Below are 25,543 nucleotides of genomic sequence, written 5' to 3' on the forward strand. Positions count from 1 at the left end.
TTTTAAGATCGTTTTATTAGAACTTTATCTTACAAATATTTTTACATTTGGAACTCATAATTATAAGGAAAGTATGCGCTCTTGCCCTTAGAATAGCGACTTCTTTATGTAACGCGACCGGATGAGGCGGACTCCCTTGGCATTAGCAATCTTTGATCTCGACCATACCCTGCTATCGGGTGACAGCGACCACGCCTGGGGACAATATCTGGTCGACCGGAACCTGGTCGACCCGGCAGATCATCAGCGCCGCAATGACTATTTTTACGAGCAGTACAAAGCCGGTACCCTGGATATCCATGAATATCTGAATTTTGCTCTGAAGCCACTGACCGAACATCCGCTGGCGCTGATGTTGGAAGAAAGAACCTCTTTCCTCAAAGATCGCATTGCACCTCTGATCAGTCAGAAAAGTCGTGACCTGATCGCCAAACATAAAGCTGCCGGAGATACCTTACTGATTATCACGGCTACTAATGGTTTTGTGACTTATCCGATTGCGGAATTGTTGGGTATTGAACATATTATTGCACCGGAGCCTGAGCTGATCGACGGCACGTATACCGGCAAGATTGTTGGTATTCCCAGCTTTCAGCAAGGCAAAGTTACCCGTCTGAACGGCTGGTTAGAGCAACAACAGCTGGATTTACAAGGCAGCTATTTTTACAGCGATTCGCACAATGACTTGCCATTACTCGAAGTGGTTGATCACCCGGTTGCAGTCGACCCGGATGACACACTGAAAGCACGTGCCGAACAACAAGGCTGGCCCATCATCAGTCTGTGCTTGTAATGGTTTGAGCAAGGACGACCGTGCGGAACAATTTTATGAATACGGCAGCGTTAAGGAAGCGAGGAGCAAGAAAGCAAGTGGCAAAAAAATCAGGGCTGGTTTTCGCCTTATCAATGTCATCTTTACTGGCACTCACGGCTTGCGATTCAATACAAGATAACGATGCGCTGGAACTGAAAACCGAACAGCAGACAGATGTCAGCAGCAACCGCTCACTCTCTGGTAACGCCGACCTCAGTGCATTTCGCGCTTATATCGGGCTCAGTGCCTATACCAGCCTGGCGAACGCCTCTGAGAAGGCTCTGCAACTGGATCAACGCTTGTCGGCTTTTTTGCAGCAACCCGACTCTGCCCACCTGGTGCAAGTTCAAAGCGCCTGGCGTGATGCTTACGATGCCTATTTAGCCACCTTAATCTATGCCTATATTCCGGTGAACGACCCGGCAGAATGGCGTCAGAAAGGCATTGATTACCGCAGCACCCGGGCACTGCTCGACAGCTGGCCCATTGAAGGCGGTTACATCGACCATGTGCCGGGCTATCCCTTTAGCGGCATCGTGAATGATCTGACGCTGGAACTGAATGAAACCACACTGCAAGATCAACATGGTTTCTCAGATCCCAGTTACGCCAGCCTCGGTTACCACCCCATCGAATTCATGCTCTGGGGTGCTAACGGTGACCGGCAACCTTCAGACTTTGCCGCACGAGAGAACAACGCGCCGGTGGTGATGCCATCAGAAGGGCAAGCAACCGCGATCCAGGGTTCATCATCGAATCCGGCCTCCGACAATCCGCATGCCTCGCAAACTCAAATACCAACCCCCACACCAATGCCAGTGCAAAACCATAATCGTCGACGTCAGTATGTTCAGCTACTGTCTGGTCAGCTGATGGAGCACCTGCAACGCCTGGTACGGCGCTGGGAGCCCAGCAATGGCTATTATTCTGGCTTACTGGAACAAACCTCTGACCATCAGGCGACTCTGGCTGCGCTGGTTGCCGGGCAAACGCTATTGTCTTTCGAGCTGCTTGATCGCCGCCTGGGCACCAATTCCAGCGAATTCAGTAATACCGGCATTGATGATGTGATCGCTACCAGCAATGGTCTGAAGTGGTTATTAATCGGACAAAGCAGCGATCAAAAGCCGGGGGGGAATCAACAGAGACTCAACCAACAGGGCTTAATCCACCAGCTACCCGATCCGGCGCTCGCACGGGAGTGGCAACAACAGTTCCTGAATCTGGACCAAAAACTGCTGCAATGGCAGGAGCAAGGACTGGCCAGCCCGGAGCTGAGTGAGCAGATTCGCTCACAGTTTATTGCCCTGCTTTCCTTATTGGAGCAAACCGCAGACGCACTATCGATGCGCCTGCCGCGCTTGGAAGAACTGTCGCGTTATAATTAATCTCTTGCTGAGATGACACCAAAAGGACTTCATAATGAGACCATCGACACGGATCATGTATATCGAATACAAAGGTGCCGATAATTTAATTGGTGATGCGCGCATTGGCCGTGTGAAGTTTTCGCGATCAGGTAAGTCTATACATTACAAAAACAGAACATTCGAATCATTAAAAGGATCTGGCTTCAAATCTAATTTCTTTGACGTTGAAACCGGCGAGCATTATTGGATATCAGGCTGCCGAAAAGATGGGCGGGATGCACTCTACAGCACAACTGCAGAGATTGATGATGATGTTCGAGAAGAATATTGGATAAAAATTCGTGGAATGCCTGAAAATATTGGAATTTCATCGATAAAAGTAAGTAGTAAATACTGACGCCGATTAAAGTGAAAACACCTTCCACGCAGTTCTTGAGTATTATTAAGTAGTCGCCTAAGTAGCGACTACTTAATAGGAAGCTACCGAGTAGGAAGAACGCGCGCAAATACCGCTTTGAGATAACGCGTTTCAGCAATCGCCGGTAGCACCGGGTGATCGGCACCTTGGCTGCCAATATGCTGAATCATCACTTCGCGATCCAGCTCACGGCCTAATATCCGCAGCATATCCGGAAGACGATCATCACCCAGGTGCATAGAGCAAGAGCCAGCCACCAGCAGGCCGTCTTTATTCAGTAAGCGCATCGCCAGCTGATTCAGGCGGCGATAAGCCTGTTCACCAGCTTTGATGTCTTTACGGCGCGGGATAAAGGCCGGTGGGTCAACCACCACAATATCGAACTTCTCGCCGGAATCTTTCAGTTGTTTCATTGCCTGAAAGGCATCACCTTCCCAGCAATGTAACTTGTCTTCAACACCGTTGAGAACGGCATTCTGCTCCACCCAGTCGAGTGCCTGAGCCGAGGCATCTACACAATGCACTTCGCTGGCGCCATGATTGGCGGCTTGTACGCCCCAGCCTCCAACATAGGAGAACACGTCCAATACACGCTTGCCTTTCACCAATCGGTTCAGCACAGCACGGTTTTCACGGTGGTCGTAGAACCAGCCGGTTTTCTGACCATGAATCACTGGGGCCATAAAGTTGGTGTCGTTTTCGATCAGCGGCGCACAGTTGTCTTCCAGCTCACCATGAACGATCTCGACGTATTCTTCTAAGCCTTCTACCGCGCGCAACTTGCCGTCGTTTTTCAGCACAATGGTGTCAGGCTTAGCAACTTTCATCACCGCATCAATAATTTCCTGACGACGCAGCTCCATCGCCATATTGGAAATCTGAATCACCACAACCGCACCAAAGCGATCAATGACTAATCCGGGCAGGCCATCACTATCGCCATACACCCAACGATAACACTGATGTGGATACCACAGATCACGCGTACTCAGGGCCACTTTTAAGCGGTGAACAATCAGCGAACCATCCAGTGTTTGTTTGCTGTCACGACTGATCAAGCGCGCACAAATCAGTTGCTCCGGGCTGACAATGGCACGCCCCAGGGCTTTGCCGTTGGCCGCTTCAATAATCACCTCCTGACCGGCCTGCAAGCCTTTCAGCGGTGTTTGCTGCGTATCAACCTCATTGGAGTAGACCCACAGATGACCACCTTTCAGGCGACGTTCGGCTTTATTTTTTAAACGCAGGGAAACAAGCATAGAGACCTCAGAGTGCACTCTCGGGCAAGACTGGTAACAGCCAAAGACAAAAACAGCGGCGCATTATACGCGGCCTGAGCAAATTTACATAAATGTCATATGTCATAACAAACAACCACAGGCAGCGTAATGATTTTGACCTAAACTGAATGCACCAGAACCTAAAATGACCGTTATTCCATGATGGCTGAGCTGATATCTGAATGTCTGAACTGAAAAATGTCTGAACTGAGCGAAGAACAAATTCAACAAATCCTGCAGGGGATACGCATCCCACCTCAACCTCAGATTCTGGTGGACCTGCAGATGGAACAGCTGATGCCCGACCCGGATATGCGCGCCATCTCCCGTCTTGTCAGCCAGGACGTTGGCCTTGCCGGTACGATTCTGAAAGTGGTGAACTCACCTTTTTATGGCTTAAGAAATCGCATCACATCGGTCGATCAGGCAGTTAACCTGATTGGCCTGAACAGCGTGGTGAATATCGTGAATGGTGTTTCCATCAAAAGCCAGATGAGTGATGAAACCATCGTTAATATGAATCGCTTCTGGGATACCGCAACCGACATCTCACAAGTTGCGACCCAAATTGCTAAACAGGTGGGTTACCCGAACCCCGACCTCGCTTATCTGCTCGGCCTGTTCCATAACTGTGGCATTCCACTACTGATGGGCCGCTTTGATAACTATCTGGAAGTGATGGAAGAATCTTACGCCCATGACCCCAGCCAGCGAGTCATCGACATCGAAAACCAGCGTCTGAACACTAACCATGCTGTGATTGGTTATTACACCGCGAAGTCGTGGAAGCTGCCAAAAATGTTGTGCGAAGTCATCGCGGAACACCATAACGCCGGGCGCTACTTCAACAGCCGTAATGACAAAGACTCAGAGCAGAAAACTCTGCTGGGCATTCTGAAAATGTCAGAACATATCTGTGGCAACTACCGCATTCTGGGTAAACAACAGGAAGATTACGAGTGGCAGGCGATTGGCAGCGAAGTGCTGGCTTACCTTGGTTTGGGTGAATACGATCTGGAGCAGATGGAAGCGAATTTCGCGGAAATGGGGATTGGGGTGCAGAACTACCGATAGCTATCCGCAAGCCTCAAGTCATTGATGATTTTGTGTTGGCTGCTTTTGAGTCGACCGTCTGCCGCAGGGATGCGGCAGTCGAGCTTACAGGGACAAAACGGCAGGACTGCCGGTTTTGCACAGCGAAGCTGCCCGAAGGGCGAAGTACATGGATGTACTGAGTGATGTATTTACAGCGTGTCGACTAAAAGCAGCCAAGGCAAAATCCAAAGCAATGTTCTGATTACTTCAACCCCATCGCCTGCTGCATTACATGTTGTTTTACTGGGAGTAACTTGTCGAACCAACGCATCCCTTCGTTGCGCAGCAAGCGCAGCATCGGCGCTTCTGCACCAAACAACTCTTTAAAGCCCTGCATAGTCGCCATCGTGATTAGGTTATCGGCCTGACGGCGACGCTGATAACGCCCAAGCACTGCAGCACCTCCAAGATCCAGACCTTTATTAAAACCACGCACTAATTCTTCTGCCAGAACAGCCGCATCTTTAAAGCCGAGATTCACACCCTGACCGGCAAGCGGGTGAATGGTGTGCGCTGCGTCTCCGGCCAGTACTACTCCCTCACACCAGTAATCTTTGGCATGGCGCTGACGCAGTGGGAAAGCAACACGCTTGGAAGTGGCAATGATTTTTCCCAAACGGCCTTCAAATGCTTGCTCCAATGCGATGTTGAAAGCTTCGTCATCCAGTACCAGTAATTCATTGGCTTCCGCTTCGGTGGTGGACCAAACAATCGAGGCAAAATGCTCGTTATTCGCCAACGGTAAAAATGCCAATGGCCCTTGCTGGCGAAAGCGTTGCCAGGCAGTTGCCTGAACCGAGTGCTCACATTCGACTGATGCCACAATGGCGTGATGTTCGTAGTCCCATTCACGCGTTGGCAAACCCGCCCACTGACGTACCCGGGACAGTGCGCCGTCAGCCCCAATCACCAACTGTGCCTGCAGGGTGTCGCCATTTTCCAGCACAATCGGGGTATTGCCCTGCGCATCACGGTTATCCAGATAACGCACTGGCTGGTGAATAAAATCCACCTCAGCATCGTTTAAGACTTGCTGTAGCGCCCATAAGGTCTGGCGGTTTTCAACGATATGGCCGAGGTTATCCACATGCAGATCGGCCGCAGCAAAGTTCACTGAGCCGGTACCTTCGGCATCCCATACTGTCATCTCGGTATACGGACTGAGTGCCGCAGTGGGGATATGCTGCCAAGCACCAACATCGCTCAGCAGCTGTTGAGTCTGAGCCGTTAAGGCGCTGACTCTCAGATCATAATCATTAAGCTGGCTGGATAATGGCGGTTGAGAAACCTGCGCCGGATCAACCAATGCCAGCGACAGCGACTGGCGCGACGATTGTTTGTTCTGCTGCATCAGAATCGCAGCAACAATCGCCTGCCCCACCAGGCCAGCACCCACAATCACAATATCGTAGTGTTTATCTTGAGAGTTAGTGTCGCTCATCGGTATCTCTTATCACTCAGCGATTTGAAAAATATTGATGGTATTGGCTGTAAGGGTCAATCACAGGGATGTGATTGATTAGCCTTCAGGGATGAACTGGTAGCGCCCTGAAAGACAATATCTCAATATTTATTATCTTACGGAAGCAGCTCGCTGCCCCAGCCCCATGGCATGCCGCCCAAATAATCTGCGTGCAGTGGGTGCTGCCGCTAAGCCCAATAATCCGGCATCACGCACAAAGGTTAACGCCGATTGCTTACTGCCAAATAACTTAGGCAACACATCACTGGCGACAATGGTATTCCGCTGATCGGTTTGTTGTTGCGCTTCGTATGCTTGCAGCAGTGCCAGATCTCCCAAACCCTGGCACTTGTTATGGGCACGATTGAGATGTTCAGCCAGCACCGCCGCATCCCGCAATGCCAGATTAAAGCCCTGCCCGGCAACCGGATGTAAGCTGTGTGCCGCATTGCCCAGCAACACCAGAGAACGACGCACTTGTTCTTTGCTTTGTACCAGTGCCAATGGATAACGGGAACGCTCACCCACACGGATAAACTGGCCTAAACGCATTCCGATCTGTTGCTGTAAACGAGCTAAAAATTCACCATCGGGCAGCGCCATCACGGCGTCAATTTCATCATCGTTCAGCGTCCAGACCACCGCATAACTACGTTGCTGCAGCGGTAAAAAAGCAATCGGGCCATCACCACTAAAACGTTCATAAGCCCAGTGGTTATGATCCTGATCACATTCGATTTGGGTCACTAACGCGTGTGTACCATAAGGCTGGCGAGAATGCTGGATTCCCAGTTGCGAAGCCAGTGGCGAACGACCACCATCAGCCATCACCAATAATTGGGTTTGCAGAATACGACCATCATCAAGCGTCAGTTGAGCACCGTCGGCGTTCATCTGAATTTGCTCAGCATTAGCCGGAGCAAATAGCTCAACATTGTCGAGAGTATCGATACCGCGTAATAAGCCTTTACCCAGCGCGGCATTTTCGATCACATAACCAAGCGCTTCGGTATTCTGTTCGTGAGCGTGTAAATGCGCCTGCCCGAAATGTCCTTGATCGGAAACCTGAATATGCTCAATGGCACAAGCCGACGACTGAATGTGTTGCCATAATCCCAGCTTGGCAAATAACTGCTGAGTCCCATACGACAGTGCGGTAGCGCGGCCATCGAAGCTGGGTGGCCGCTCACTGGTATCGGCTTCCGGCTTGAGCGGCTGACGATCGATTAACGCGATCCGTAACCCTTGCTGGCGCGCCGGTGCCAATAAGTGAACCAGACTGGCTCCCACCATTCCGGCGCCTAAAATTGCTACATCAACCTGTAATTCAGCAGTCATGAATATGCTCTATCTCGCTTCTGCAACAGCCTGAAGGTTGTATCGGATATTTTCTCTCGACACGCTGTGAATACTTCCCTGTAAGCTCGACTGCCGCATCCCTGCGGCAGACGATCGAGCGAATACACCCGACACAACCTTCTGAATTTCCAGAGACAGGGTAGTGATTACCCCATCAAATTTTCAATGGCATCAATGGTCTTGGGGACATTGGCCGTCAGTACAGTGCAGCCATCTTTGGTGACCACCACATCGTCTTCAATACGAATGCCAATGCCGCGCCATTGTTCTTCCACCGTGTCATCATCCGGGCTGACGTACAGGCCAGGTTCAATAGTGAGCACCATGCCCGGCTCCAGCTCTCGCCATTCGCCATCAATGCGGTATTCACCAACATCATGTACATCCATACCCAGCCAATGACCGGTTTTGTGCATATAAAACTGGCGGTACTTTTCTTCTTTGATGATGTCATCGGCATCACCTTCAAGCAGGCCCAGTTCCAGCAAGCCATCCACCAACACTTTTACTGCCGCCTCGTGAGGCTGATTCCAGTGATTACCCGGTTTTACCTGTTCGATGGCAGCCATCTGCGCATCCAGCACCAGCTGGTATAACTCTTTTTGCGGATCGCTGAATTTGCCATTGGCCGGGAAGGTACGGGTGATATCGGCAGCGTAATAATCCAGCTCACAACCCGCATCGATCAGAATCAGGTCGCCGTCTTTAATCTCTTCGGTATTCTGGGTGTAATGCAGAATACAGGCATTGTCGCCCGCACCAACAATCGACGGGTACGCCGGCCAGCGGCTGCCCGCCGCCATAAAGGTGCGCATGATTTCAGCTTCCAGCTGATATTCCATCATGCCCGGCTTGACCATTTCCATCGCGCGCACATGAGCATCGGCACTGATATCAGCGGCCTGCCGCATCACGGCAATTTCAGCGTCGGATTTAATTAAGCGCATTTCGTGTAATAAATGATCCAACGCACCAAACTCGCGTGGCGGCGTAGCGCCATTACGCACCTGAGTTTTGATGTGGTTGACCCATTGCATCAGCTGATGATCAAAGTCCTGACGCACACCTAAGCTGGCATAGATGCGGTCTTTACCTTCTAACAGCCCCGGCAGAATATCGTCGATATCGGTAATCGGAAAAGCATCGTCAGCACCCAGTGTTTCAGGCGCGGCTTCCGGACCAACCCGGCGGCCAGTCCAGATTTCCTGTTCTTTGATTTTCTCCTGGCAGAACAACACGTATTCGCCATGCTCACGACCCGGAATCAACACCAGCACCGCGTGCTCTTCACTGAAGCCGCTGAGGTAATAAAAGTCGCTGTCCTGGCGAAACGGGTGCTCAACGTCACGGTTGCGGGTTGTTAGCGGCGCAGACGGAATAATAGCGATGGAGTTATCACTCATACGTGCCATCAATTCCTGACGACGGCGGGCATATTCTTGGGAATCCAGTTTGATCATCTTTTCAGAAACTCGGTTATGAGACTCAAGGTTGTATTTCGCTACGGTAGGCCAGATATCAGTGCAACGTGCCGGGCTGCATTTCCACCGCGGGTGCTGACGGCTTCTGGTTCATGCCATAAAACACCGTTAACGCCGCAATACGGGCATGTTCGGCCAACTCCAGATAAAGCGCTTCGTTCTCTGGGTCTTTTGGATCATCCACACTGGCATTCGAAAACGCATCCAGGTCACGCAGCACCTCGGTCACATCCTCTGGCAGCTTGTTGCCCTGTAATTTACCGGAAGCACCAATACCATCGAGGAAGCCTTTGCTCCACTCTGCCAGACAATCCACCTGCTCAACCACATCGGCTTCATCATCAGGTGGCAGCAAAGGCTGGTAGCTCATGTCTTCACCGCTCAGGCTGCTCAGCACTTCATCATAGAAGTTGATCAGGGTAGCCTTGAGTTTATCGCCCGGCGCTTCTTCTAATTCCAGATAGGCTTCCGCTTCGGTCAACCAGGCCGCCGAGGTTAAACGCGCACCAGCACTGAGAAAGCCGGTCAGCCAACCATGTAAGGCAGACGGTGTTTGGTAACACTTAGACTCCAACCAAACATCCGCGGTATCAGAAAAATCAATATTCATAGCGACAAAACAAAACCATTAATGAAAAACCCCCATATTCTACCATTGCAAACTGCCCGGAAGCTGCTAAATATTATCGTCTGATGCGTCTGTCGTCACAGATTACCCTGCTGCAATTGACCCATCAGGCAACAGCCTCTTATAGTAAGCTTTCAATCACACCATCTGAGTCATGATGCAAGATTTACAACTGCAACATTTACAACAAAAAATCGAGAAGCTGCTGCGCGTTCAGGATGAATTGCGCGAGCAGAACCGTACCATGCGGGCTGCAGAAGCGGCCTGGCAAGCTGAACGCTCAAAACTGACGCAGCAAAATGAAATCGCTCGCCGTAAAGTGAATGAAATGATCAACCGCCTGCAAACTCTGGAGCGCAACAGTGGCTAACGCAAAAACACTGGAACTGAATATTCTCGATCGTGATTACCGGGTCAACTGCCCAGACGGTGCCGAAGCCGAGCTGCGTGATGCTGCACGATTTCTGAATGAAAAGATGGCCGAAATTAAAACCGCCAGCTCCAACGCCGGTAAAGTATTAGGTACTGACCGCATCGCGGTGATTGCCGCCCTCAACATCACCCATGATTTATTACAGCTGCAACAGCAACAGGGCGATAGCGGTGAACGCCTGAATAAGATCCATCAGATGATCGATGAGGCGCTGGATAAAGATTCTCAGCTGGAGCTATAACGCTTCGTTGGCGCTATAGATATACCCGCGACTTTGTTATACTTCTTCACGCTCCCTGGGGTGTTAGCCAGTCAATAAAGACCTGAGCCGATGCTTTTTATTATGGAAGGTTCATTCGTTAATGTGTGCATGTCCGCCCGACGGAAAGCCTGATTTAATGTCTGGCCTGCCACCTTGGACCACAGGGTTCAAGGCCTTTATTTATGACAGCGGCACAGTGGGGAGCACCCATTTTTCAGGCGTATTTTCAGGCACTCCTTCAGCGGTGACCTGCCTCTCTGTTACCGCTTGAGTCATCACTCCACCAGCTGTAATTACCCTTATGAATAAGTCTGAACTGCGCAAGCTGATTCGCCGCAAACGCCGCTCGTTAACTCCACAACAACGCCGTCAGGCAAGCCATGGTCTACTCACCAGTTTGCGTCAGAACGCACGATTCTGTGCGGCACAACGGGTGGCGCTGTATTTAAGCAACGATGGTGAAATTGATACCCAAGGCGTGATTGAAGATCTCTGGCGGCGCGGTAAGCAGGTGTTTTTACCGGTGTTGCATCCGGTACGCAAAGGTCACTTGAGCTTCATTCGTTATGACAGCAACACCGTGATGCGGAACAATCGCTATGGCATTGCCGAACCGGATTTTCGCCGTGGTAAACGTGTGAGTGCAAGATACCTGAGCATAGTGTGTTTGCCATTGGTGGCGTTTGACCAGCGCGGCAACCGCCTGGGTATGGGTGGCGGCTACTACGACCGTACACTGGCTTTTATGACACAAACGGAGGTAGCAGGTTCGAATGGGCAACAACCTGAGTTAGTTGGCTGTGCTTATGCCTTTCAACAAGTACCACAGTTACCTGCAGAATCATGGGATATTGGTATCAGTGCCATCGCCACAGACCAAGAATTCCACCCATTTCAGCAAACCTAACGAATACTGCTTTCTGAAGCGATCACCGATGACGGCTTTTGTTGTTCTGCGCTCATGCTGGTAATGGTTGCGCCTAATGCTGCAACCAGCGCCAGGATAACCAGTAAGTCTGGCTTTTTCATAATGTACTTCCCCAATGTGATGTTCTGAATTCAGAACATAAGGCCACGGTTTTTTGATTATTATTCTGCTTCAGCATTCTTGTACGAGTGCATGACGATAAGATGATGTTCTTATTTCACCCCGCCGTTTTAGATAAACAGGCTGAGCAAATGCCACACCAACCTCTTTTTAAATGCCCAATAAACCCATGCAATAAGGGTTGCTGAAGTCCGAGCCCGACGCTTATCGTTATTCTTGTCTGAAAAATGCGCCGAATAGGCGCACATTATGGGAAGGGATGCGTAATTATCAAGCAGGAAACCTACTTAGGAATGAATTCAGGCCAGGAAACCTGGCCTATTTCTAACACTGAGGTTGTATAGAGCGTGTATTTGTCGGAATTTGTCGTATCCCCCGATCAATTGACGCCCACTTCAAAGTGCTGCCGCTCTCCACGAATCGTTTGTGTCTGATGCCGGAGATCAGCGGTATCCAGCAACGAATGTCCCGACTGAATGGTGCCCTGACGCACTTTCCAGAACGTGACTGCATTTAAGTATAAAATCCGGTCACTGGGTTCAAATCCCATCAAAGGTTTAACCAGGGTTCCGGTAAAAGTCGATTGGCTCACAATCTGATTGCCTTCGGCCACCAGCTCATCGACAGAAATCGTGAAATCATCAAATGCATTGCGAATTGTGTGGACCATTGATCCCATATTCATGAGATTCATCGGCTCGTCCACCATGCTGGCATGGTAAACAAACTCCGGGGTGACCAGAGATTTAGCAAGATTAAACCGTCCTTGATTCCAAACCAGTTCAATAAACTGACGAATAAGCTTCTTATTATTTTCTAAGCGCGCTTCCATGGGGTACTCCTGTTATGTAATTTCCGTATTGCAAGTGACCAGCCCTGGTCACGTCCTTTTTTGAGTTTTCCGCCGGATCAGCCCAGATCCAGCCACTGTGCTATCTGCTGATAAATGAGTGCGCGATTTTCAAGCGACTCATTGACCAGGTGATGCTGCCCTCCTGGCAACATAAATACCTGTCGATTCGGGAATTTTTGCGACAGAATGGACAGATTATGACACCAGTCCACGGTGTTGTCTGCGTCTCCCTGAACAATATTCAGTGGAATTTCGCACTCAGGCTGAGACTCTACAAATGGAATCCACTGACGTAAAGCACCCACCCAGCGTACACTCAGGTAGCGCGGCTGCAGCGGATCATGCTCCGCAATAAACCGCAAAAATTCGGCATCTGCAGAGTTCGTATTAAATTTTCGTTTGATGCGTTTCAGGCCAAAACTGAGAACACTGTGCAGCACTTTCGCTTTGTTCCAGCCTTTAGGCCTGACGAGAGGAGCAAATAACGTGATGGCAGAAAACGGCGACTGAGCCACACTCAACTGGCGTTTCAACAGATAGTTAATACACACCGCACCGCCAGTGCTCTGGCCAAACAGGTAGAGAGGGCCACCGATATGGCGCTGCACCTGTTGCAGAACCTGACTGAAAATATCGTCATAGTCCTGGAAGCTCTGTATCGATGCCCGATCGCCGCTGGACAAGCCATGACCCGGTAGATCATAAATCACCACATCAAGACCTTGCTGCAAACAAAACTCAATCAGAGAACCATAAATCCCGGTGTGGTCATAATAGCCGTGCAGCAGTAGCGCAGTACCTTTAGCATCCGGTTGGCACCAGCGCTGTACGGCAATGTCATAACCACATAACGCGAGTTTGCCTGCGTAGTGATTGATTGCACCCAACCCGGAGAAATCGAGCCGGTAATGCTCGCGATATTCTCGCCAGGCAGGGCTATCCGCAACGGAGGATGACTGCCAATCGAGTGGTAATAACTCATCGACCAGTGCCTCGGGGCGCCAGCCAATGACTTTGTCCGTTTGTACCGCCTGCGCCGTTTGCTCAGTCATCACTCAAACACTCTCAGGCGCGTTCGTACACGTTAAAACTGTAGTTATACGGGTTAGGGCCTTCAGCCTGGAAGTCTTCACCCGCCACCTGATGCCAGCCATGACGTTCAAATTCAGGGAAATAAGCATCACCCTCAACGTCAGCATGCACTTCGGTCAGGTACATTCGGTCCACCAACGGCAATGCCAGTGTGTAAATTTCGGCACCACCAATGATCATCGCTTCCTGCTGACCATCAATCAGTGTGATGTTTTCCGCCAGTTCACGAGCGTCATCTAATGAAGACACCACTTTCACGCTGTCGGTAGCGCCAGCAGGCTGATAATCGGCTTGCCGGGTAATAATGATATTGGTGCGCCCCGGTAAAGGTTTTCCAATACTCTCATAGGTTTTACGGCCCATGATCACGGGCTTACCAAGGGTGACCTGCTTAAAGTACTTAAGGTCGTTAGGAAGATACCAGGGCAGTTTATTATCCCGGCCAATCACATGGTTTTGTGCTAGCGCAACAATCAGCGACAACTTCACAGTTCTGATTCCAAAAAGAAAACGATAATAACGAGGGAACGGGGTAGATTGAAAGATTATTCCGACATGAACAGCTTCATCACTTCATCAGGCTGGGCCGGTTTGGAATAAAAATACCCCTGATATTGATCACAACCAAACAGGCGCAACATCTCCAGCGTTTCCGCTTCTTCCACACCTTCGGCAATAACCTTCAGCCCGAGATTGTGCGCAAGGCCAATGATCGAATTAGCAATCGCGGCATCGTTTGCATCATCAACAATGTCTTTAACAAACACACGATCAATTTTCAGGTAATCAATCGGCAGGTCTTTTAAGTACGATAAAGAGGAGTAGCCGGTACCAAAATCATCGATGGCAACCGACATACCTAATTGCCGCAACTGGGTCAGCATCTCAACGCTCTGGTCGAGATTATTCATCAACATGCTTTCCGTCACTTCCAGCGTCAGACACTGAGCAGGTAAGCCACTGTTGTTTAATGCCCGCTGCACCTGATGCACCAAGTCCCCCTGGCGGAACTGTCGCGGTGACAGGTTCACTGATAATTTCGTTCGAGTGGATAAATGACCTGCGGCAACCCAGTCAGCAAATTGCTGGCACGACTGCTCTAACACCCACTGGCCAAAACTTTCAATCAGTCCGGTATCTTCTAACACTGGAATAAACACCGACGGCGGAACATTACCCAGCACCGGGTGTTGCCAGCGCAACAGCGCCTCAACCCCAACAAATACACCACTATCGACCACCGCCTGAGGCTGATAAACGATGTGCAACTCCTGACGTTCCATCGCATGATGTAAGGCACTTTCAAGGCCCATCCGTACCTTGTCTGCCGGGGATCGGTCACCCTGATAAATCAGACTGGCATTACGTCCATTACGTTTTGCCTGATGCAGCGCCAGCTCAGCATGGCGCACTAACTGGCCAAGCTCGTAATCAACCCGGGCAGCCAGCTCCATACCAATGCTGACGCTGATAAAAATTTCATAACCCGCAATCGTAAATGGCCGATTAAAGGCACTACTGAGCTTATCTGCAACCCGCTGCATCCCTTCAGCATCGGCGATATCGTCCAGCAACACAGCAAAATTATTACTGCCCAGGCGAGCGAGCGTGTCGCTACGGCGAACTTTTTCCAACATTCGCTGGGTACAGGCGACCAACAGCTGGTCGCCAATATGATGACCATAAATATCATTCACTACCCGAAAGCGATCGATATCCAGAAACAGAATGCCCATACCACGTTCGCGGCGCTGACTCTGCAGCAGACTGTGCTCCAGGCGATCCTGAAATAAACTGCGATTGGCTAACTGCGTCAGCGGGTCATAATGAGAAAAGCGTTTCAGCTGAGATTCGTGGTGTTTACGGCTGCGCGCTACATGAAGAACATCCTGCCACGCAGCAATGGATTCAAGCTCAAGTGCCACCACCTCCTGCACACCACTAAGAATCAACTGACGGATGGCATCCCGATTGGGGCGATTGGCCAAGGCAACCACAATCGCTGCATTCGGCATCGTTAACTGAACACGCTCAACCGCAGCGCTCAGCTCGCTACCCAGGCTGTCGGCTAACAACAAAACACTATCACTGTGACTGGTTAGCTCAGACCCCAGCTCATCCATATCATCAACCCGTAAAAACGGCTCATCATAGAGCGCAGCCGGGATCGCCTGCTCATGCAGCAACGACAGTAATAACCCGGGTGTTTCTTCAGGTTGTGAGCAAGGAGATGAAGACATAAGAACTGGATTCAATAAACATGGCTTCAGTATAGACAGTGGACGTAATTTGACAGTCGCTCATCCTGTCAGGACTGACATTTACCACAAACATCAGCCACTTTTGTGAACCCCGCAGCAAAAGTGCATAGATAAGGGTCAAAATAACCCACCTCTTTAAATGAAAGCGCCAATTATCCACACAATAAAGAAGGAATAATTTTAACATCCCCTCCTTGAGCATATAGTCAGAATTTCTCGCAGGATGCATAGTTATTTATAATTATAAAAATACTTCCTTATTTTTTCCTTATTGTTATCTGTCTTTAACTTTATGCTCTCAACTGCGGTATGATTCATATTCAATTGGAAGAGCTAAAATTAAGAAGGGAGTTATGCTATATCAGCTTTTTATCGGTGTTTTATCACTAACTCTCACTGTAGCAACACATGCCAACAGTGCTGACAATATAATCAACGAAATCCAAAAATTTGAGTCAGAGAAAGACCCAAAATGTTACGCAACTGCGAGCCGGCTTGAAGACTTTATGTTTGGTACGCCGCTCTCAGATTCTGCCCGTTTTGAAAAAAATGCATTAGCTAAACAACTCACATTAGAAGTCTGGCAACAATCAGCTCAGAATCGTTCAATAACAGGCTCCTCACCTTTGACTGCCCAGGAAATTGAACCGGTTTTGAATGAGCTTTTCCGCGTAACAATAAATAGCAATGGCCACTACAAATTAATATTCTCAGATAATGATTCCGTTGTTATTCATAAAGACGACTTACGTCAATATGGGTCTATCGCTTATTCATTAAGAGCTATCCTGGCTGCTCAGCAAGTAATGATGCTCGAAGGTGACATCAATACTCCTGTTCTCTCTAAGGAAGCCGTTGAGGTACTAAAAAAACACCTCGACCTGTTAAGTCTTTCCGCTTTAAAACTCGCAGACCATCAGGCACGAAAAAATAACGATCCCGAAATTTCTAAGGATCTGGTCGCTAGATTATGGAAAGAACTGGTGAATCTGAAAAAGTCAGATCGGGTTCTCAAAGAAAATACAGACAAGACTCTAATAAAACAGGTAATTGCTCAAAAGGTTGCTTCTTATAAAAAATACAACCAGGTATCTAGCCAACTCTTTGTACGTAATCTTCAGGTTTTTTATGCACGCCAGAGTTGGCCTGAGAATCCAGATAAAGCCAGGCTCTTTCAACATTATTTTACGGAAGCATTGATTCAGTTTTCAGCATCTCTCTACGAGGGAAGCAGCGGGTTGGCTAAAAAAAATAATCATGCTGTTATTCAGGAATCTGATGTCTTTGAGTTTAGTCAGAGATTTATGCCGCACATTATCAATGAATATGAAGATGCTGCATTTTTCCCGCGACTACCTTACGAGCAGCAGGTCTACCTGGAAGCTTATGACATGGATTCTTTCAGAGATTCCGGCATACATTGGAAATACCTTCAATATGCACTTGAAGATAAAACTCTGGAAACTGCATTAACTTCAGACCCATTTGCCATGGAGCTTCTCACTGAAAACATTGCTGTTTATGGAGTATTGATGCTTCGGATAGCAGGCCAAGTATCAAAAGAGAGGTCGGGCAGCGGCCGTCTTGATCCTCAGGATCTGGTTGATGCAATTAAAATCATTCAAAAACGAACTAATGATAATAATCAATCGACTGCCGTAGAAAGCATTGCATCCATATATTCAAGCTCTGGCAGCTCCGAAAAACCAGGTAGCACCACTAGTTTCCGGGATGTTACGACTGAACAGGGAATTAACTTTGAACACAGATCATCAGACTGGCTGAATCGCTTGTTGCGCAGCTATCTCAAAAAGTCTGACGGTGTTGGAAATATCAGTATCCCTCCCGCTTTTGGTGGCGCGGGAATCGCTTCCGAAGACATTGATGGTGATGGCGACCATGACTTATTACTATTAAGCGGCTCCGGCAATAAACTCTATGAAAACCGAAATGGAAAATTTTTTGATATATCGAGACGCTCTGGTTTTATGGTTTCAGGGAAACCTGGAGAACCACGCCAGCCGATCATTGCCGATCTTGATAACGATGGCGACCAGGACATTCTGATTACCTTTGCCAACGAACCTCATCATATATATGAAAATCTGGGTAATGCCCGATTCAAGCGATTAACAGGTTCCCCGCTCGGTGGAGAAGGGCTTGTTGGTGGGCCCGCAACAGTATTTGATGCCAATGGCGATGGCTTATTAGATGTATTTATTACCTACTTTGGTAATTATCCGAAAGGTATACTGCCTACTCTCGCGAGACGAAATGAAAATGGCTTACCGGATCAACTCTGGATAAACCAGGGTGATCTGACGTTTGATATATCTCCGGAATCAGGGCTGGAAAATGTAGGTTGGGGCCAGGCAGTTACTCACACAGACCTTAATAATGATGGACTGCAGGATGTCATTGTCGGCAATGACTTTGGTGTAAATGCTTATTACATCAATCAAGGGAATGGAAAGTTCATCGATAAATCTCAAACATTAAAAACTAATAAACCATCATATACCATGGGCATTGGTCTGGCCGACCTTAATAATGACCAGATACCCGAAGTGTATATCTCTAACATTGTTACCATGAATAAAGATGAAAGTTATGTTTTGCCCGGTGAATCAACGGAGATGAAATTCAACCCAGATAAGCTAGCAGAAATGAGGGTTGTAGAAGCAAATGATTTATTTGTTTCTACAAACGGTCACTACATAAACTCCGATTTGGTTGGGCGTGGGTATCACTCTACAGGATGGTCCTGGGGTGCTGACTTCTTTGATTATGACAATGATACCGATATGGATCTGTATGTGACTAATGGCATGAACGAGTTTAACTTATACAGCAGCCAAAACCCTGAATTCACAGATCAATACGGACAAGAAAAAAATATTTATATCCCTGTGTCTGAAAAAGAAACTAATGTATTTTTTGAAAACAATGGTGGAAAACTAAACAATCTTACAGAACGGAGTGGCCTTAACTATCTCGGAAATTCGCGAGCAGCCACTTATTTAGACTGGAATAACGATGGTAAGTTAGATGTCGCTCTGGGTAACTACCATGGCAAGGTTCATCTATATCAGAATCAAACAAAAAATAGTAATAATTGGTTGGCAGTTAAGTTGATTGGCTCAGAAAAATCCCTGTCTAATCGTGATGCTATTGGGGCAAGGATCATACTTACACTTGAAAATGGACAAAAGCTATGGCGTGAAGTCCATGGCTCTGTTGCTTATATGACAGTCCATCCAAAACAGCAATATTTTGGTTTAGGAAGATTTACTCAGGCAACCTTAGAGGTTCGATGGCCTAATGGGGATGTCAGCACCCATCCTGTAAAGCAGGTGAATCAAAAAATCACCATCAAACAAGGTGACCTTAAGTGAAAGCATTATTACTTATTAGTCTTTTTTTGCTTTCCCAGCCAATTCTGGCTTTGAAACCACCTGTTGGCATTATTCCAGATGTAGAGGATTGGAACGCCTGGACTAAAAATAGCGATATTTCCGAGGGGTATATTAATGCACTGGTGTTGTCTGAATCACCTTATTTAAAGCAACATGCCAATAACCCAATCAACTGGACAACACTGCCTCTCCCCGAGAATGAGGATAAATTGTTATTCATCTCAATTGGTTATGCTTCGTGTCACTGGTGTCATCAAATGAACAAGCATACGTTCATGAGTGAAAGAGTGGCTAAGATACTCAATGAGCATTACATATCAGTAAAGGTTGATCGTGATGAATATCCGGTTTTTGATTACCACTACTTACAAATACAGCAGGCTGTACTGGGTGAAGGGGGCTGGCCAATCAGTATCATTGCTCTGCCTGATGGATCTCCAGTATGGGTAGGCAGTTTTGCAGATGCTAATGAAATGATAAATACAGCCACCCGATTCGCAAGAATATGGACTGTTCAAGCGGGTATGTTGCTATCACAAGCCGAAAATATTAAATCGATATCAACATTACCGCCAATAGGATCTAAAAAAAATAGTTTCCGTGATCATTTCCTGAGTACCAGAGACAAACAGAATGCCGGCAAAGAGGGGAAGGTTAAATTTCCAGATGAAGGTGAACTGTTATACATGCTCTCACATTTATCAAATGAACACGGAAGAACTGATCAGAGCATTAAAAAAAATCTTATCAGTCATTTAGACACCTTAGCCCAATCACCATTATTCGATGGAGTTAACGGTGGGTTTTATCGTTATGCGACCCAACCAGACTGGAGTATTCCTCATTTTGAAAAGATGCTTTACAACCAGGCTCAGTTATTAGCAATTTACTCAGAAGCCTACCAAAAGCTTGGCAACCCACTCTATAAGCAGGTTGCTATCAGAATATTTGAATTTCTTCAAACGAATATGCTGAGAGAAGATGGACTCTATAAAACATCCGTCAATGCCGACTGGCAAGGCAAAGAAGGGGGCTATTACCTCTGGGATAAATCTGAACTCAATACCATAGGGGTAAATAACCATATTTCAGCTGTTGGTGAAAAATGGCAGTATCATGGTATTGATAAGCAACCTTCGCTGCTAAAGCTACAGAATCACAGAGAAAATCCCGATGTAGATAGCAGAGGCATTACAGGTTTGAATGGATTGGTTTTATGGGCATTAACAAAAGCTGAAGGAATCGGTATTTCAAATGCCAGAACGGCTGCTAATCGTTTAGCCAATACTTTGATGAATGAGAGAATAAAATCAAGCGGAGATATTTACCGAATTTGTTACCAGAAAAAAGAGTGTATGAAAGCTGAAATTGATGATATTGCCTATATCACTCTCGGTTTATCCGCGTACAGCCACCTGGATACCAAACTGAAAACACTGGCGGAAAAATTATACGATCAAAACCTGGAAAATATTTCTACTAGTAATAGATACACTCTGGAAGATCATGAATCAATTTCTCCCCTTTCTGCAATTGTTATGGCAGCTTCACTTCTTGAAAAACCGCTTACTTTTAATCTGTTAAGCATTCCGGAAGAAATAGCTTCAGCATCTTATATTGGTGCAAAATTCTTATATATGAAAAATTATTCTCTTTCATATTTTGCTCAAGACCAGGGAATTATATTGGTCATGGATAGCATTTCTGATTCAAAAATACATCTGCTATTAAACGAAGGCTGGCATGTTAATTCATCTAAGCCTTTACAAGATTACCTCATACCAACGAAGCTTACAGGCGTCAATGCCCAAGTAGATTATCCAGAAGGAAATAGTCTAAAAATGAGCTTCAGTGATGAGTTACTTTCGTTATATGAGGGTGTTGTAACAATTAACATTAATAACTTCTCTATTAAGAAAGGCTCTGACCCGAAATTAAAGCTACAGGCTTGCAATGATCGGCTTTGCTTGCCGCCTGAAAATATTAACCTGAAAAAATGAAGTTGCCTGGTCTTGATTGAGACTGCTGTTGCTGTCATCGCTTAAGGAATTACGAAGTATGAAGACTCCGATTATATGTGCAGGTTTTCACCGCAGTGGAACCTCTCTTGCAGCACAGATGCTATATCGCTCAGGTATTCCTTACGCCATTGATAGCATGCCAGGCAGTATTTCTAATCCAGATGGCCACTTCGAAGACACTTTCGCTATGCGTATGCATGATGATTTTCTCGGCGAGAGTAACACTAACTGGCAGTTTCACGGTGAGTGTCAATTGAATCACCGTATCGGCCCGGCAGAAAATAGAATTCGTCAGTACGGCAAACTTCGGGACAAGCTTCATGGAAACCAATGGTTAATGAAGGATCCGAGAGCAACATTATTTTTAGATGAATGGCAAACATCTTTGCAAGGAAAAGGGCGATTCATATTGTTGTTTCGCCATTGGGCTTTATGTATTCAGTCACTATACAAACGTCACGCTCAGGATATCGCTCATCACCTCCCACCTGAGCCAGAAATAAACACTCATCTGAAATTTTGGCAACAACCTGATTTAGCGGCAAGGATGTGGCTGACCTACAACAAGAACTTAATTTCTTTTTCAGAAAAAAACCCAGATATAACATTAGTGGTAAACCAGAAAGACATGGTTAATGGAGATGACCTGGTATCTGCAGTAAATCATAAGTTTGATTTACATCTCACGCCACTGGCCGACTCTCCGGTCAACAAGGCATATTATGAAGAAAAGGTTGATAGCAAAATCCTTGAGGGTATTCCACAGGAATTAATCCAGGAGTTAGATGAAACATACCAAAAATTAACCCAACTCACAGAGCTAAAAAATACACCAGAAAATCCGGACTTTATCACCAAGCCTTATGATTCGGTAGTTTTTAACCTGATTCATCAGCGTTTATCCCAGCCAGTTAAACAATCAACTGAGAAGCCCACAATCAGTTCTTCAGAGAGGAGAATTCAACCTCTTAGCAGTGACTTTATGGAGAATCTTCATATTATACGTCAACTTAATTTTAACAATTCTGATGACATTGAATATATTAAAAGATTGGTTAGCCACCTTATATCTTTAAATCCTTTACGGTTTGAAGGTTATGAATGGAAAAGCAGGCTTCACGTTCATAATAAAGAATACCATAAAGCTGAATTTTCTTTATTAAATGCGATAGCACTGGGAACCTCTCCTCCCTATATCCGATCAATGCTTTCTGATGTCTATATTGCTCTATTCGACTTTGATAAAGCGGTACATTTTTTAAAACTGGCCTATAAAGGTAATCCGAAAAATCCAGTTTTTTCAGAAAAACTTGGTGATATAAATTATCATCTTGAAAATTTCAATCAAGCTAGAGAGTTCTATAAAGAATCTTTAGAATTAAACGAAAAACCATCGATAAAATCGAAAATAATTGACACATTTCATGCTGAAAAAGGTGCTCAATCAGCAATCAATGAGCTCACCTCATTTAAAACTGATATAAACGAGGAATGGTACAAAACCAAGTCGATATCGCTTAACTTATCTTTAAGAAATAAAGATTCAAATAAACTATACTCACAATACATCGCGAAAAAAATATTATCAAATAAAAACAAAACCAATATATTTAACCTCATAAACAAAAAAATAAATACTTCTGAAATCGAAAGCCTTTCATATTGGTTAACCAGATCTTATGGGAACTTCATCAATAAAACTGATCTTATCAGCACATACATTAGTGAAACTGGACAATCTCCAGAAAACCCTAAAGTAAGCGTCGTTGTTATTAGTTACAACATGGACCGAGAATTACCAAGAACATTAAAAAGTCTACTTGCGCCCTACCAACGAAACATCAATCCAGAAGATTTGGAAATTATTGTTATTGATAATGGTTCAGATAAGAAATCGAATAACAAGCACAAAAATAACTATCACAATGTTCGGTTTATCGATTACCCTGATCCCTCACACTCGCCAGTCCATGCAATTAATCTTGGCTTAAAGTTAGCTAAGTCAAATCTTATTGGCGTGATGATTGACGGCGCAAGAATGGCTTCACCTGGTTTATTTGAACAAGTCTTAAATGCAAGTCGATTAAGTAAACGTACAGTTATATCAACACTCGGGTTTCACCTTGGTCCTGAAGTTCAAATGAAATCCGTATTAAATGGTTACAATCAATTGCTAGAAGACCGATTGCTGCAAACTATTGATTGGGAAAATAACGGTTATAAACTATTTGAAATTAGCTCTCTGGCAGGTTCCAGCGCTAATGGTTACTTCGAGCCCATTGCCGAAAGTAACGCAATTTTTATGGAACGATCTCTCTGGGAAGAGCTTGATGGATTTGATAAGGAATTCCAAACTCCTGGAGGAGGGTTTTCGAACCTTGACCTGTATCATCGAGCTTGTAACTTACCAAATAGCCAACTCGCCATTATTTTGAATGAAGGAACATTCCATCAGGTTCATGGCGGTGTTGCAACCAACTCTCAGCGCAAAGACGCTTCAGCTGAAGTATTTAATGAAGAATACGAAAAAATTCGTGGTTGTAAATTCTTCCGACCAAATAAAGAAGCAATATATATTGGAAGGTATGTATCTCAAGCAAATGATTTTTTGAAATCTTCAATTGATTACTCCCTTTCAAAGAAACCTATTGAAAATACAACCAAAATATTAAACCGATATATTTTAGATTCCAGTTATTGCACACCCTATAAAGAAGAGAAAAAAATAGCTGACGACGTAATAGATCGCCCTATAATAATAACCGGACGAGGAGGTAGTGGGACCAGGTTACTTTCAGAGTTAATTCAAGAAATTAATATATTCCTCGGAAATAAAACAAATAACACGAACGATTCTACTGAATGGGTTGGCCCAATATACGACCTGGTGAATAACAACATAACAATAAAAAATGGAAAATTTAATAAAAAACACGTTGCAAGATTAAGGAATAATGCAAGAAATATTTTATCCACCTCAAATGAAAATATTAAACATTGGGGGTTTAAGTTGCCAGAAGCAATATTATGCCTACCAGAATTAAAATCTGCTTTCCCCAATGCGCGTTTTATTCACCTTGTTAGACATCCAGTCAGCATTAGCTTAAGACGAACTCATATAACCTCTAGGACTGACAACCCTATTGGTAAGTCGATCCTCACACGGGCTTATAATGAGTTAAATTTTAATCCCGATGAAATTAATAAAAACCCTGATTATCTCAATAATGCGATCAGCTGGGAGTTTCAGGTAAAAAAAGCATCTTCTTATTTCTCTGAAAATTTAAAAAGAGAAGATCATTTGCAAATTTTTTACGAAAGCATTATCAGTAATCCAAATCAGGTGATAGAAAACTTGTGTTCTTTTTTAGGAATAGAGAAAATACCTGTGCCTGACTTGAATATTGATCGAAGCAGGAAAAATTCATCTAATCATGATATGACACACGCCAATGAAGTTTGGGAAATTTGTAGAGCTACGGCGATGCAGATTGGTTATAAGGAGACTCCTTAATGCAAGAGAAAGTCATTATTATTGGTGGAGTTGGTGGTAGTGGTACCAGAGTAGTCGCTCACCTTCTCAAAGAAAATGGAATTTTCATCGGTGATAACTTAAATAATTCTCTTGATAACCTTGATTGGCCAGGTATTCCTTCTATTGTAAAAAACCTTGAGCTTACCCAAACCCAGAAGACTGATGCTTTACGTCCTGTTTTTAACGATTTTATTAAAAACCAACGTATTTCTAGGGATTCATTAACAGGTTTCAATAAATATACCGTTGCAGTCAAGGTTCCCGGAAGCTTTCATTATCTGCCTTTTCTTTCAAATATTTTTGATAATATGATTTATATCCATGTGATCAGACATGGCTTGGATATGGTTTTTAGCAATAATAAAAACCAGCTAAAAAACTGGGGTGATAGATTTAATTTAATGCCAGATGAAGGTGAAGAGGAGTGTTATCAGTTAAAATATTGGATAGCAGCTAATGCTTTGGCGAACAAAGATGGAGCTAAATTTCTAGGGGATAGATTTTATCAGGTTAAGTACGAAGATCTATGTCTGAACCCTAAGATGAAATCGCAAGAAATCCTTGATTTCCTCAAGATAAACCAATCTTCAAACAGCTCTTCATACGATAATATTTCTTTACCACTTTCATTTCAGCGCTATAAAGAGAGAAGCCTCAGCAACCTGGACCCGCATGACATCCAGAAGTTGGCTTCTTTTGGATACACCGTTTAGCC

Annotated in this window: 22 protein-coding genes and 1 other RNA gene; 13 read left to right on the plus strand and 10 right to left on the minus strand. The window is 45.8% G+C overall.

Features of this window, described 5'->3' with window-relative positions; translation table 11 throughout:
• Positions 1 to 136 precede the first annotated feature (136 nt).
• From KFF03_RS16885 to KFF03_RS16895, 3 genes are all read left to right on the plus strand, one after another.
• A complete protein-coding gene (locus KFF03_RS16885) occupies positions 137 to 793 on the plus strand; it encodes an HAD family phosphatase (RefSeq protein ID WP_255858092.1) in 657 nt (218 codons plus the stop codon).
• 113 nt (positions 794 to 906) lie between these two features.
• Positions 907 to 2,202, plus strand: coding sequence for an imelysin family protein (locus KFF03_RS16890; RefSeq protein ID WP_255858093.1), 1,296 nt, complete (start codon positions 907 to 909; stop codon positions 2,200 to 2,202).
• A 34-nt stretch (positions 2,203 to 2,236) separates the two neighbouring features.
• Entirely contained in the window at positions 2,237 to 2,581 is a 345-nt protein-coding gene (locus KFF03_RS16895) for a 1-deoxy-D-xylulose-5-phosphate synthase (protein ID WP_255858094.1), read from the plus strand.
• Positions 2,582 to 2,664: 83 nt separating this feature from the next.
• On the opposite strand, the gene KFF03_RS16900 is transcribed toward KFF03_RS16895, so the two are convergent.
• Positions 2,665 to 3,861: a class I SAM-dependent rRNA methyltransferase gene (locus tag KFF03_RS16900; protein ID WP_255858095.1), complete on the minus strand. Its 1,197-nt coding sequence runs from the start codon at positions 3,859 to 3,861 to the stop codon at positions 2,665 to 2,667.
• 219 nt (positions 3,862 to 4,080) lie between these two features.
• Here KFF03_RS16900 and KFF03_RS16905 point away from each other — a divergent pair, with 219 nt between their 5' ends.
• On the plus strand, positions 4,081 to 4,956 hold the full coding sequence (locus KFF03_RS16905; protein WP_255858096.1) for an HDOD domain-containing protein: 876 nt from the start codon (positions 4,081 to 4,083) through the stop codon (positions 4,954 to 4,956).
• 223 nt (positions 4,957 to 5,179) lie between these two features.
• On the opposite strand, the gene KFF03_RS16910 is transcribed toward KFF03_RS16905, so the two are convergent.
• The 4 genes from KFF03_RS16910 to KFF03_RS16925 form a co-directional block, all read right to left on the minus strand.
• Complete coding sequence (locus KFF03_RS16910; protein WP_255858097.1) at positions 5,180 to 6,418, minus strand: UbiH/UbiF/VisC/COQ6 family ubiquinone biosynthesis hydroxylase; 1,239 nt, start codon at positions 6,416 to 6,418, stop codon at positions 5,180 to 5,182.
• Positions 6,419 to 6,550: 132 nt separating this feature from the next.
• On the minus strand, positions 6,551 to 7,777 hold the full coding sequence (gene ubiH, locus KFF03_RS16915) for a 2-octaprenyl-6-methoxyphenyl hydroxylase (protein ID WP_255858098.1): 1,227 nt from the start codon (positions 7,775 to 7,777) through the stop codon (positions 6,551 to 6,553).
• A 167-nt stretch (positions 7,778 to 7,944) separates the two neighbouring features.
• Entirely contained in the window at positions 7,945 to 9,258 is a 1,314-nt protein-coding gene (pepP, locus tag KFF03_RS16920; protein WP_255858099.1) for a Xaa-Pro aminopeptidase, read from the minus strand.
• A 58-nt stretch (positions 9,259 to 9,316) separates the two neighbouring features.
• Positions 9,317 to 9,889, minus strand: coding sequence for a UPF0149 family protein (locus tag KFF03_RS16925; RefSeq protein ID WP_255858100.1), 573 nt, complete (start codon positions 9,887 to 9,889; stop codon positions 9,317 to 9,319).
• Between the two features lie 172 nt (positions 9,890 to 10,061).
• On the opposite strand from KFF03_RS16925, the gene KFF03_RS16930 reads away from it, so the two are divergent.
• From KFF03_RS16930 to KFF03_RS16945, 4 genes are all read left to right on the plus strand, one after another.
• Positions 10,062 to 10,277 (plus strand): TIGR02449 family protein, encoded by a 216-nt coding sequence (locus KFF03_RS16930; RefSeq protein ID WP_255858101.1) that lies wholly within the window; start codon positions 10,062 to 10,064, stop codon positions 10,275 to 10,277.
• On the plus strand, positions 10,270 to 10,581 hold the full coding sequence (locus tag KFF03_RS16935) for a cell division protein ZapA (protein WP_255858102.1): 312 nt from the start codon (positions 10,270 to 10,272) through the stop codon (positions 10,579 to 10,581). Before KFF03_RS16930 ends, KFF03_RS16935 begins: the two co-directional genes overlap by 8 nt.
• Positions 10,582 to 10,630: 49 nt before the next feature.
• Positions 10,631 to 10,809: non-coding RNA, 6S RNA (gene ssrS / locus KFF03_RS16940), on the plus strand.
• 94 nt (positions 10,810 to 10,903) lie between these two features.
• Positions 10,904 to 11,509 (plus strand): 5-formyltetrahydrofolate cyclo-ligase, encoded by a 606-nt coding sequence (locus KFF03_RS16945; protein ID WP_255858103.1) that lies wholly within the window; start codon positions 10,904 to 10,906, stop codon positions 11,507 to 11,509.
• Here KFF03_RS16945 and KFF03_RS16950 read toward each other — a convergent pair.
• Entirely contained in the window at positions 11,506 to 11,631 is a 126-nt protein-coding gene (locus tag KFF03_RS16950) for a hypothetical protein (protein ID WP_255858104.1), read from the minus strand. The genes KFF03_RS16945 and KFF03_RS16950 overlap by 4 nt on opposite strands.
• Positions 11,632 to 11,831: 200 nt before the next feature.
• Here KFF03_RS16950 and KFF03_RS17745 point away from each other — a divergent pair, with 200 nt between their 5' ends.
• On the plus strand, positions 11,832 to 11,978 hold the full coding sequence (locus KFF03_RS17745) for an EVE domain-containing protein (protein WP_370647417.1): 147 nt from the start codon (positions 11,832 to 11,834) through the stop codon (positions 11,976 to 11,978).
• Positions 11,979 to 12,029: 51 nt separating this feature from the next.
• Here the strand turns inward: KFF03_RS17745 and KFF03_RS16955 are convergent, their stop codons facing one another.
• The 4 genes from KFF03_RS16955 to KFF03_RS16970 form a co-directional block, all read right to left on the minus strand.
• Positions 12,030 to 12,482 carry an ester cyclase gene (locus KFF03_RS16955; RefSeq protein WP_255858105.1) on the minus strand — a complete coding sequence of 151 codons (453 nt, stop codon included), beginning with the start codon at positions 12,480 to 12,482 and terminating at the stop codon, positions 12,030 to 12,032.
• A 77-nt stretch (positions 12,483 to 12,559) separates the two neighbouring features.
• Entirely contained in the window at positions 12,560 to 13,555 is a 996-nt protein-coding gene (locus KFF03_RS16960; protein ID WP_255858106.1) for an alpha/beta hydrolase, read from the minus strand.
• A gap of 13 nt (positions 13,556 to 13,568) precedes the next feature.
• Positions 13,569 to 14,093: a dihydrofolate reductase gene (locus KFF03_RS16965; RefSeq protein WP_370647485.1), complete on the minus strand. Its 525-nt coding sequence runs from the start codon at positions 14,091 to 14,093 to the stop codon at positions 13,569 to 13,571.
• 47 nt (positions 14,094 to 14,140) lie between these two features.
• Positions 14,141 to 15,835, minus strand: a complete 1,695-nt coding sequence (locus KFF03_RS16970) for a bifunctional diguanylate cyclase/phosphodiesterase (protein ID WP_255858108.1) — start codon at positions 15,833 to 15,835, stop codon at positions 14,141 to 14,143.
• A gap of 374 nt (positions 15,836 to 16,209) precedes the next feature.
• Here KFF03_RS16970 and KFF03_RS16975 point away from each other — a divergent pair, with 374 nt between their 5' ends.
• The 4 genes from KFF03_RS16975 to KFF03_RS16990 are packed head-to-tail and all read left to right on the plus strand — an operon-like array spanning position 16,210 to position 25,541.
• Positions 16,210 to 19,251: a CRTAC1 family protein gene (locus KFF03_RS16975; protein WP_255858109.1), complete on the plus strand. Its 3,042-nt coding sequence runs from the start codon at positions 16,210 to 16,212 to the stop codon at positions 19,249 to 19,251.
• The gene (locus KFF03_RS16980; protein ID WP_255858110.1) at positions 19,248 to 21,272 is read left to right on the plus strand and encodes a thioredoxin domain-containing protein; all 2,025 of its coding nucleotides are present in this window, start codon (positions 19,248 to 19,250) and stop codon (positions 21,270 to 21,272) included. The genes KFF03_RS16975 and KFF03_RS16980 overlap by 4 nt, the downstream gene beginning before the upstream one ends.
• Before the next feature lie 58 nt (positions 21,273 to 21,330).
• The gene (locus KFF03_RS16985) at positions 21,331 to 24,807 is read left to right on the plus strand and encodes a sulfotransferase (protein WP_255858111.1); all 3,477 of its coding nucleotides are present in this window, start codon (positions 21,331 to 21,333) and stop codon (positions 24,805 to 24,807) included.
• Positions 24,807 to 25,541 carry a sulfotransferase gene (locus KFF03_RS16990; protein WP_255858112.1) on the plus strand — a complete coding sequence of 245 codons (735 nt, stop codon included), beginning with the start codon at positions 24,807 to 24,809 and terminating at the stop codon, positions 25,539 to 25,541. The genes KFF03_RS16985 and KFF03_RS16990 overlap by 1 nt, the downstream gene beginning before the upstream one ends.
• Positions 25,542 to 25,543: the final 2 nt, after the last annotated feature.

It is taken from the genome of Bacterioplanoides sp. SCSIO 12839 (assembly GCF_024397975.1).
Lineage (GTDB): Bacteria > Pseudomonadota > Gammaproteobacteria > Pseudomonadales > Oceanobacteraceae > Bacterioplanoides.

What these genes read in the sequence shown, in the direction of transcription:
- KFF03_RS16910 (WP_255858097.1), bottom strand. Translation starts at nt 6,418, where the DNA reads ATGAGCGACACTAACTCTCAAGATAAACACTACGATATTGTGATTGTG.
- KFF03_RS16975 (WP_255858109.1), top strand. Translation starts at nt 16,210, where the DNA reads ATGCTATATCAGCTTTTTATCGGTGTTTTATCACTAACTCTCACTGTA.
- KFF03_RS16990 (WP_255858112.1), top strand. Translation starts at nt 24,807, where the DNA reads ATGCAAGAGAAAGTCATTATTATTGGTGGAGTTGGTGGTAGTGGTACC.
- KFF03_RS16970 (WP_255858108.1), bottom strand. Translation starts at nt 15,835, where the DNA reads ATGTCTTCATCTCCTTGCTCACAACCTGAAGAAACACCCGGGTTATTA.
- KFF03_RS16955 (WP_255858105.1), bottom strand. Translation starts at nt 12,482, where the DNA reads ATGGAAGCGCGCTTAGAAAATAATAAGAAGCTTATTCGTCAGTTTATT.
- KFF03_RS16905 (WP_255858096.1), top strand. Translation starts at nt 4,081, where the DNA reads ATGTCTGAACTGAGCGAAGAACAAATTCAACAAATCCTGCAGGGGATA.
- KFF03_RS16960 (WP_255858106.1), bottom strand. Translation starts at nt 13,555, where the DNA reads ATGACTGAGCAAACGGCGCAGGCGGTACAAACGGACAAAGTCATTGGC.
- KFF03_RS16890 (WP_255858093.1), top strand. Translation starts at nt 907, where the DNA reads ATGTCATCTTTACTGGCACTCACGGCTTGCGATTCAATACAAGATAAC.
- KFF03_RS16985 (WP_255858111.1), top strand. Translation starts at nt 21,331, where the DNA reads ATGAAGACTCCGATTATATGTGCAGGTTTTCACCGCAGTGGAACCTCT.
- KFF03_RS16930 (WP_255858101.1), top strand. Translation starts at nt 10,062, where the DNA reads ATGATGCAAGATTTACAACTGCAACATTTACAACAAAAAATCGAGAAG.
- KFF03_RS16895 (WP_255858094.1), top strand. Translation starts at nt 2,237, where the DNA reads ATGAGACCATCGACACGGATCATGTATATCGAATACAAAGGTGCCGAT.
- KFF03_RS16900 (WP_255858095.1), bottom strand. Translation starts at nt 3,861, where the DNA reads ATGCTTGTTTCCCTGCGTTTAAAAAATAAAGCCGAACGTCGCCTGAAA.
- KFF03_RS16925 (WP_255858100.1), bottom strand. Translation starts at nt 9,889, where the DNA reads ATGAATATTGATTTTTCTGATACCGCGGATGTTTGGTTGGAGTCTAAG.
- KFF03_RS16950 (WP_255858104.1), bottom strand. Translation starts at nt 11,631, where the DNA reads ATGAAAAAGCCAGACTTACTGGTTATCCTGGCGCTGGTTGCAGCATTA.
- pepP (WP_255858099.1), bottom strand. Translation starts at nt 9,258, where the DNA reads ATGATCAAACTGGATTCCCAAGAATATGCCCGCCGTCGTCAGGAATTG.
- ubiH (WP_255858098.1), bottom strand. Translation starts at nt 7,777, where the DNA reads ATGACTGCTGAATTACAGGTTGATGTAGCAATTTTAGGCGCCGGAATG.
- KFF03_RS16945 (WP_255858103.1), top strand. Translation starts at nt 10,904, where the DNA reads ATGAATAAGTCTGAACTGCGCAAGCTGATTCGCCGCAAACGCCGCTCG.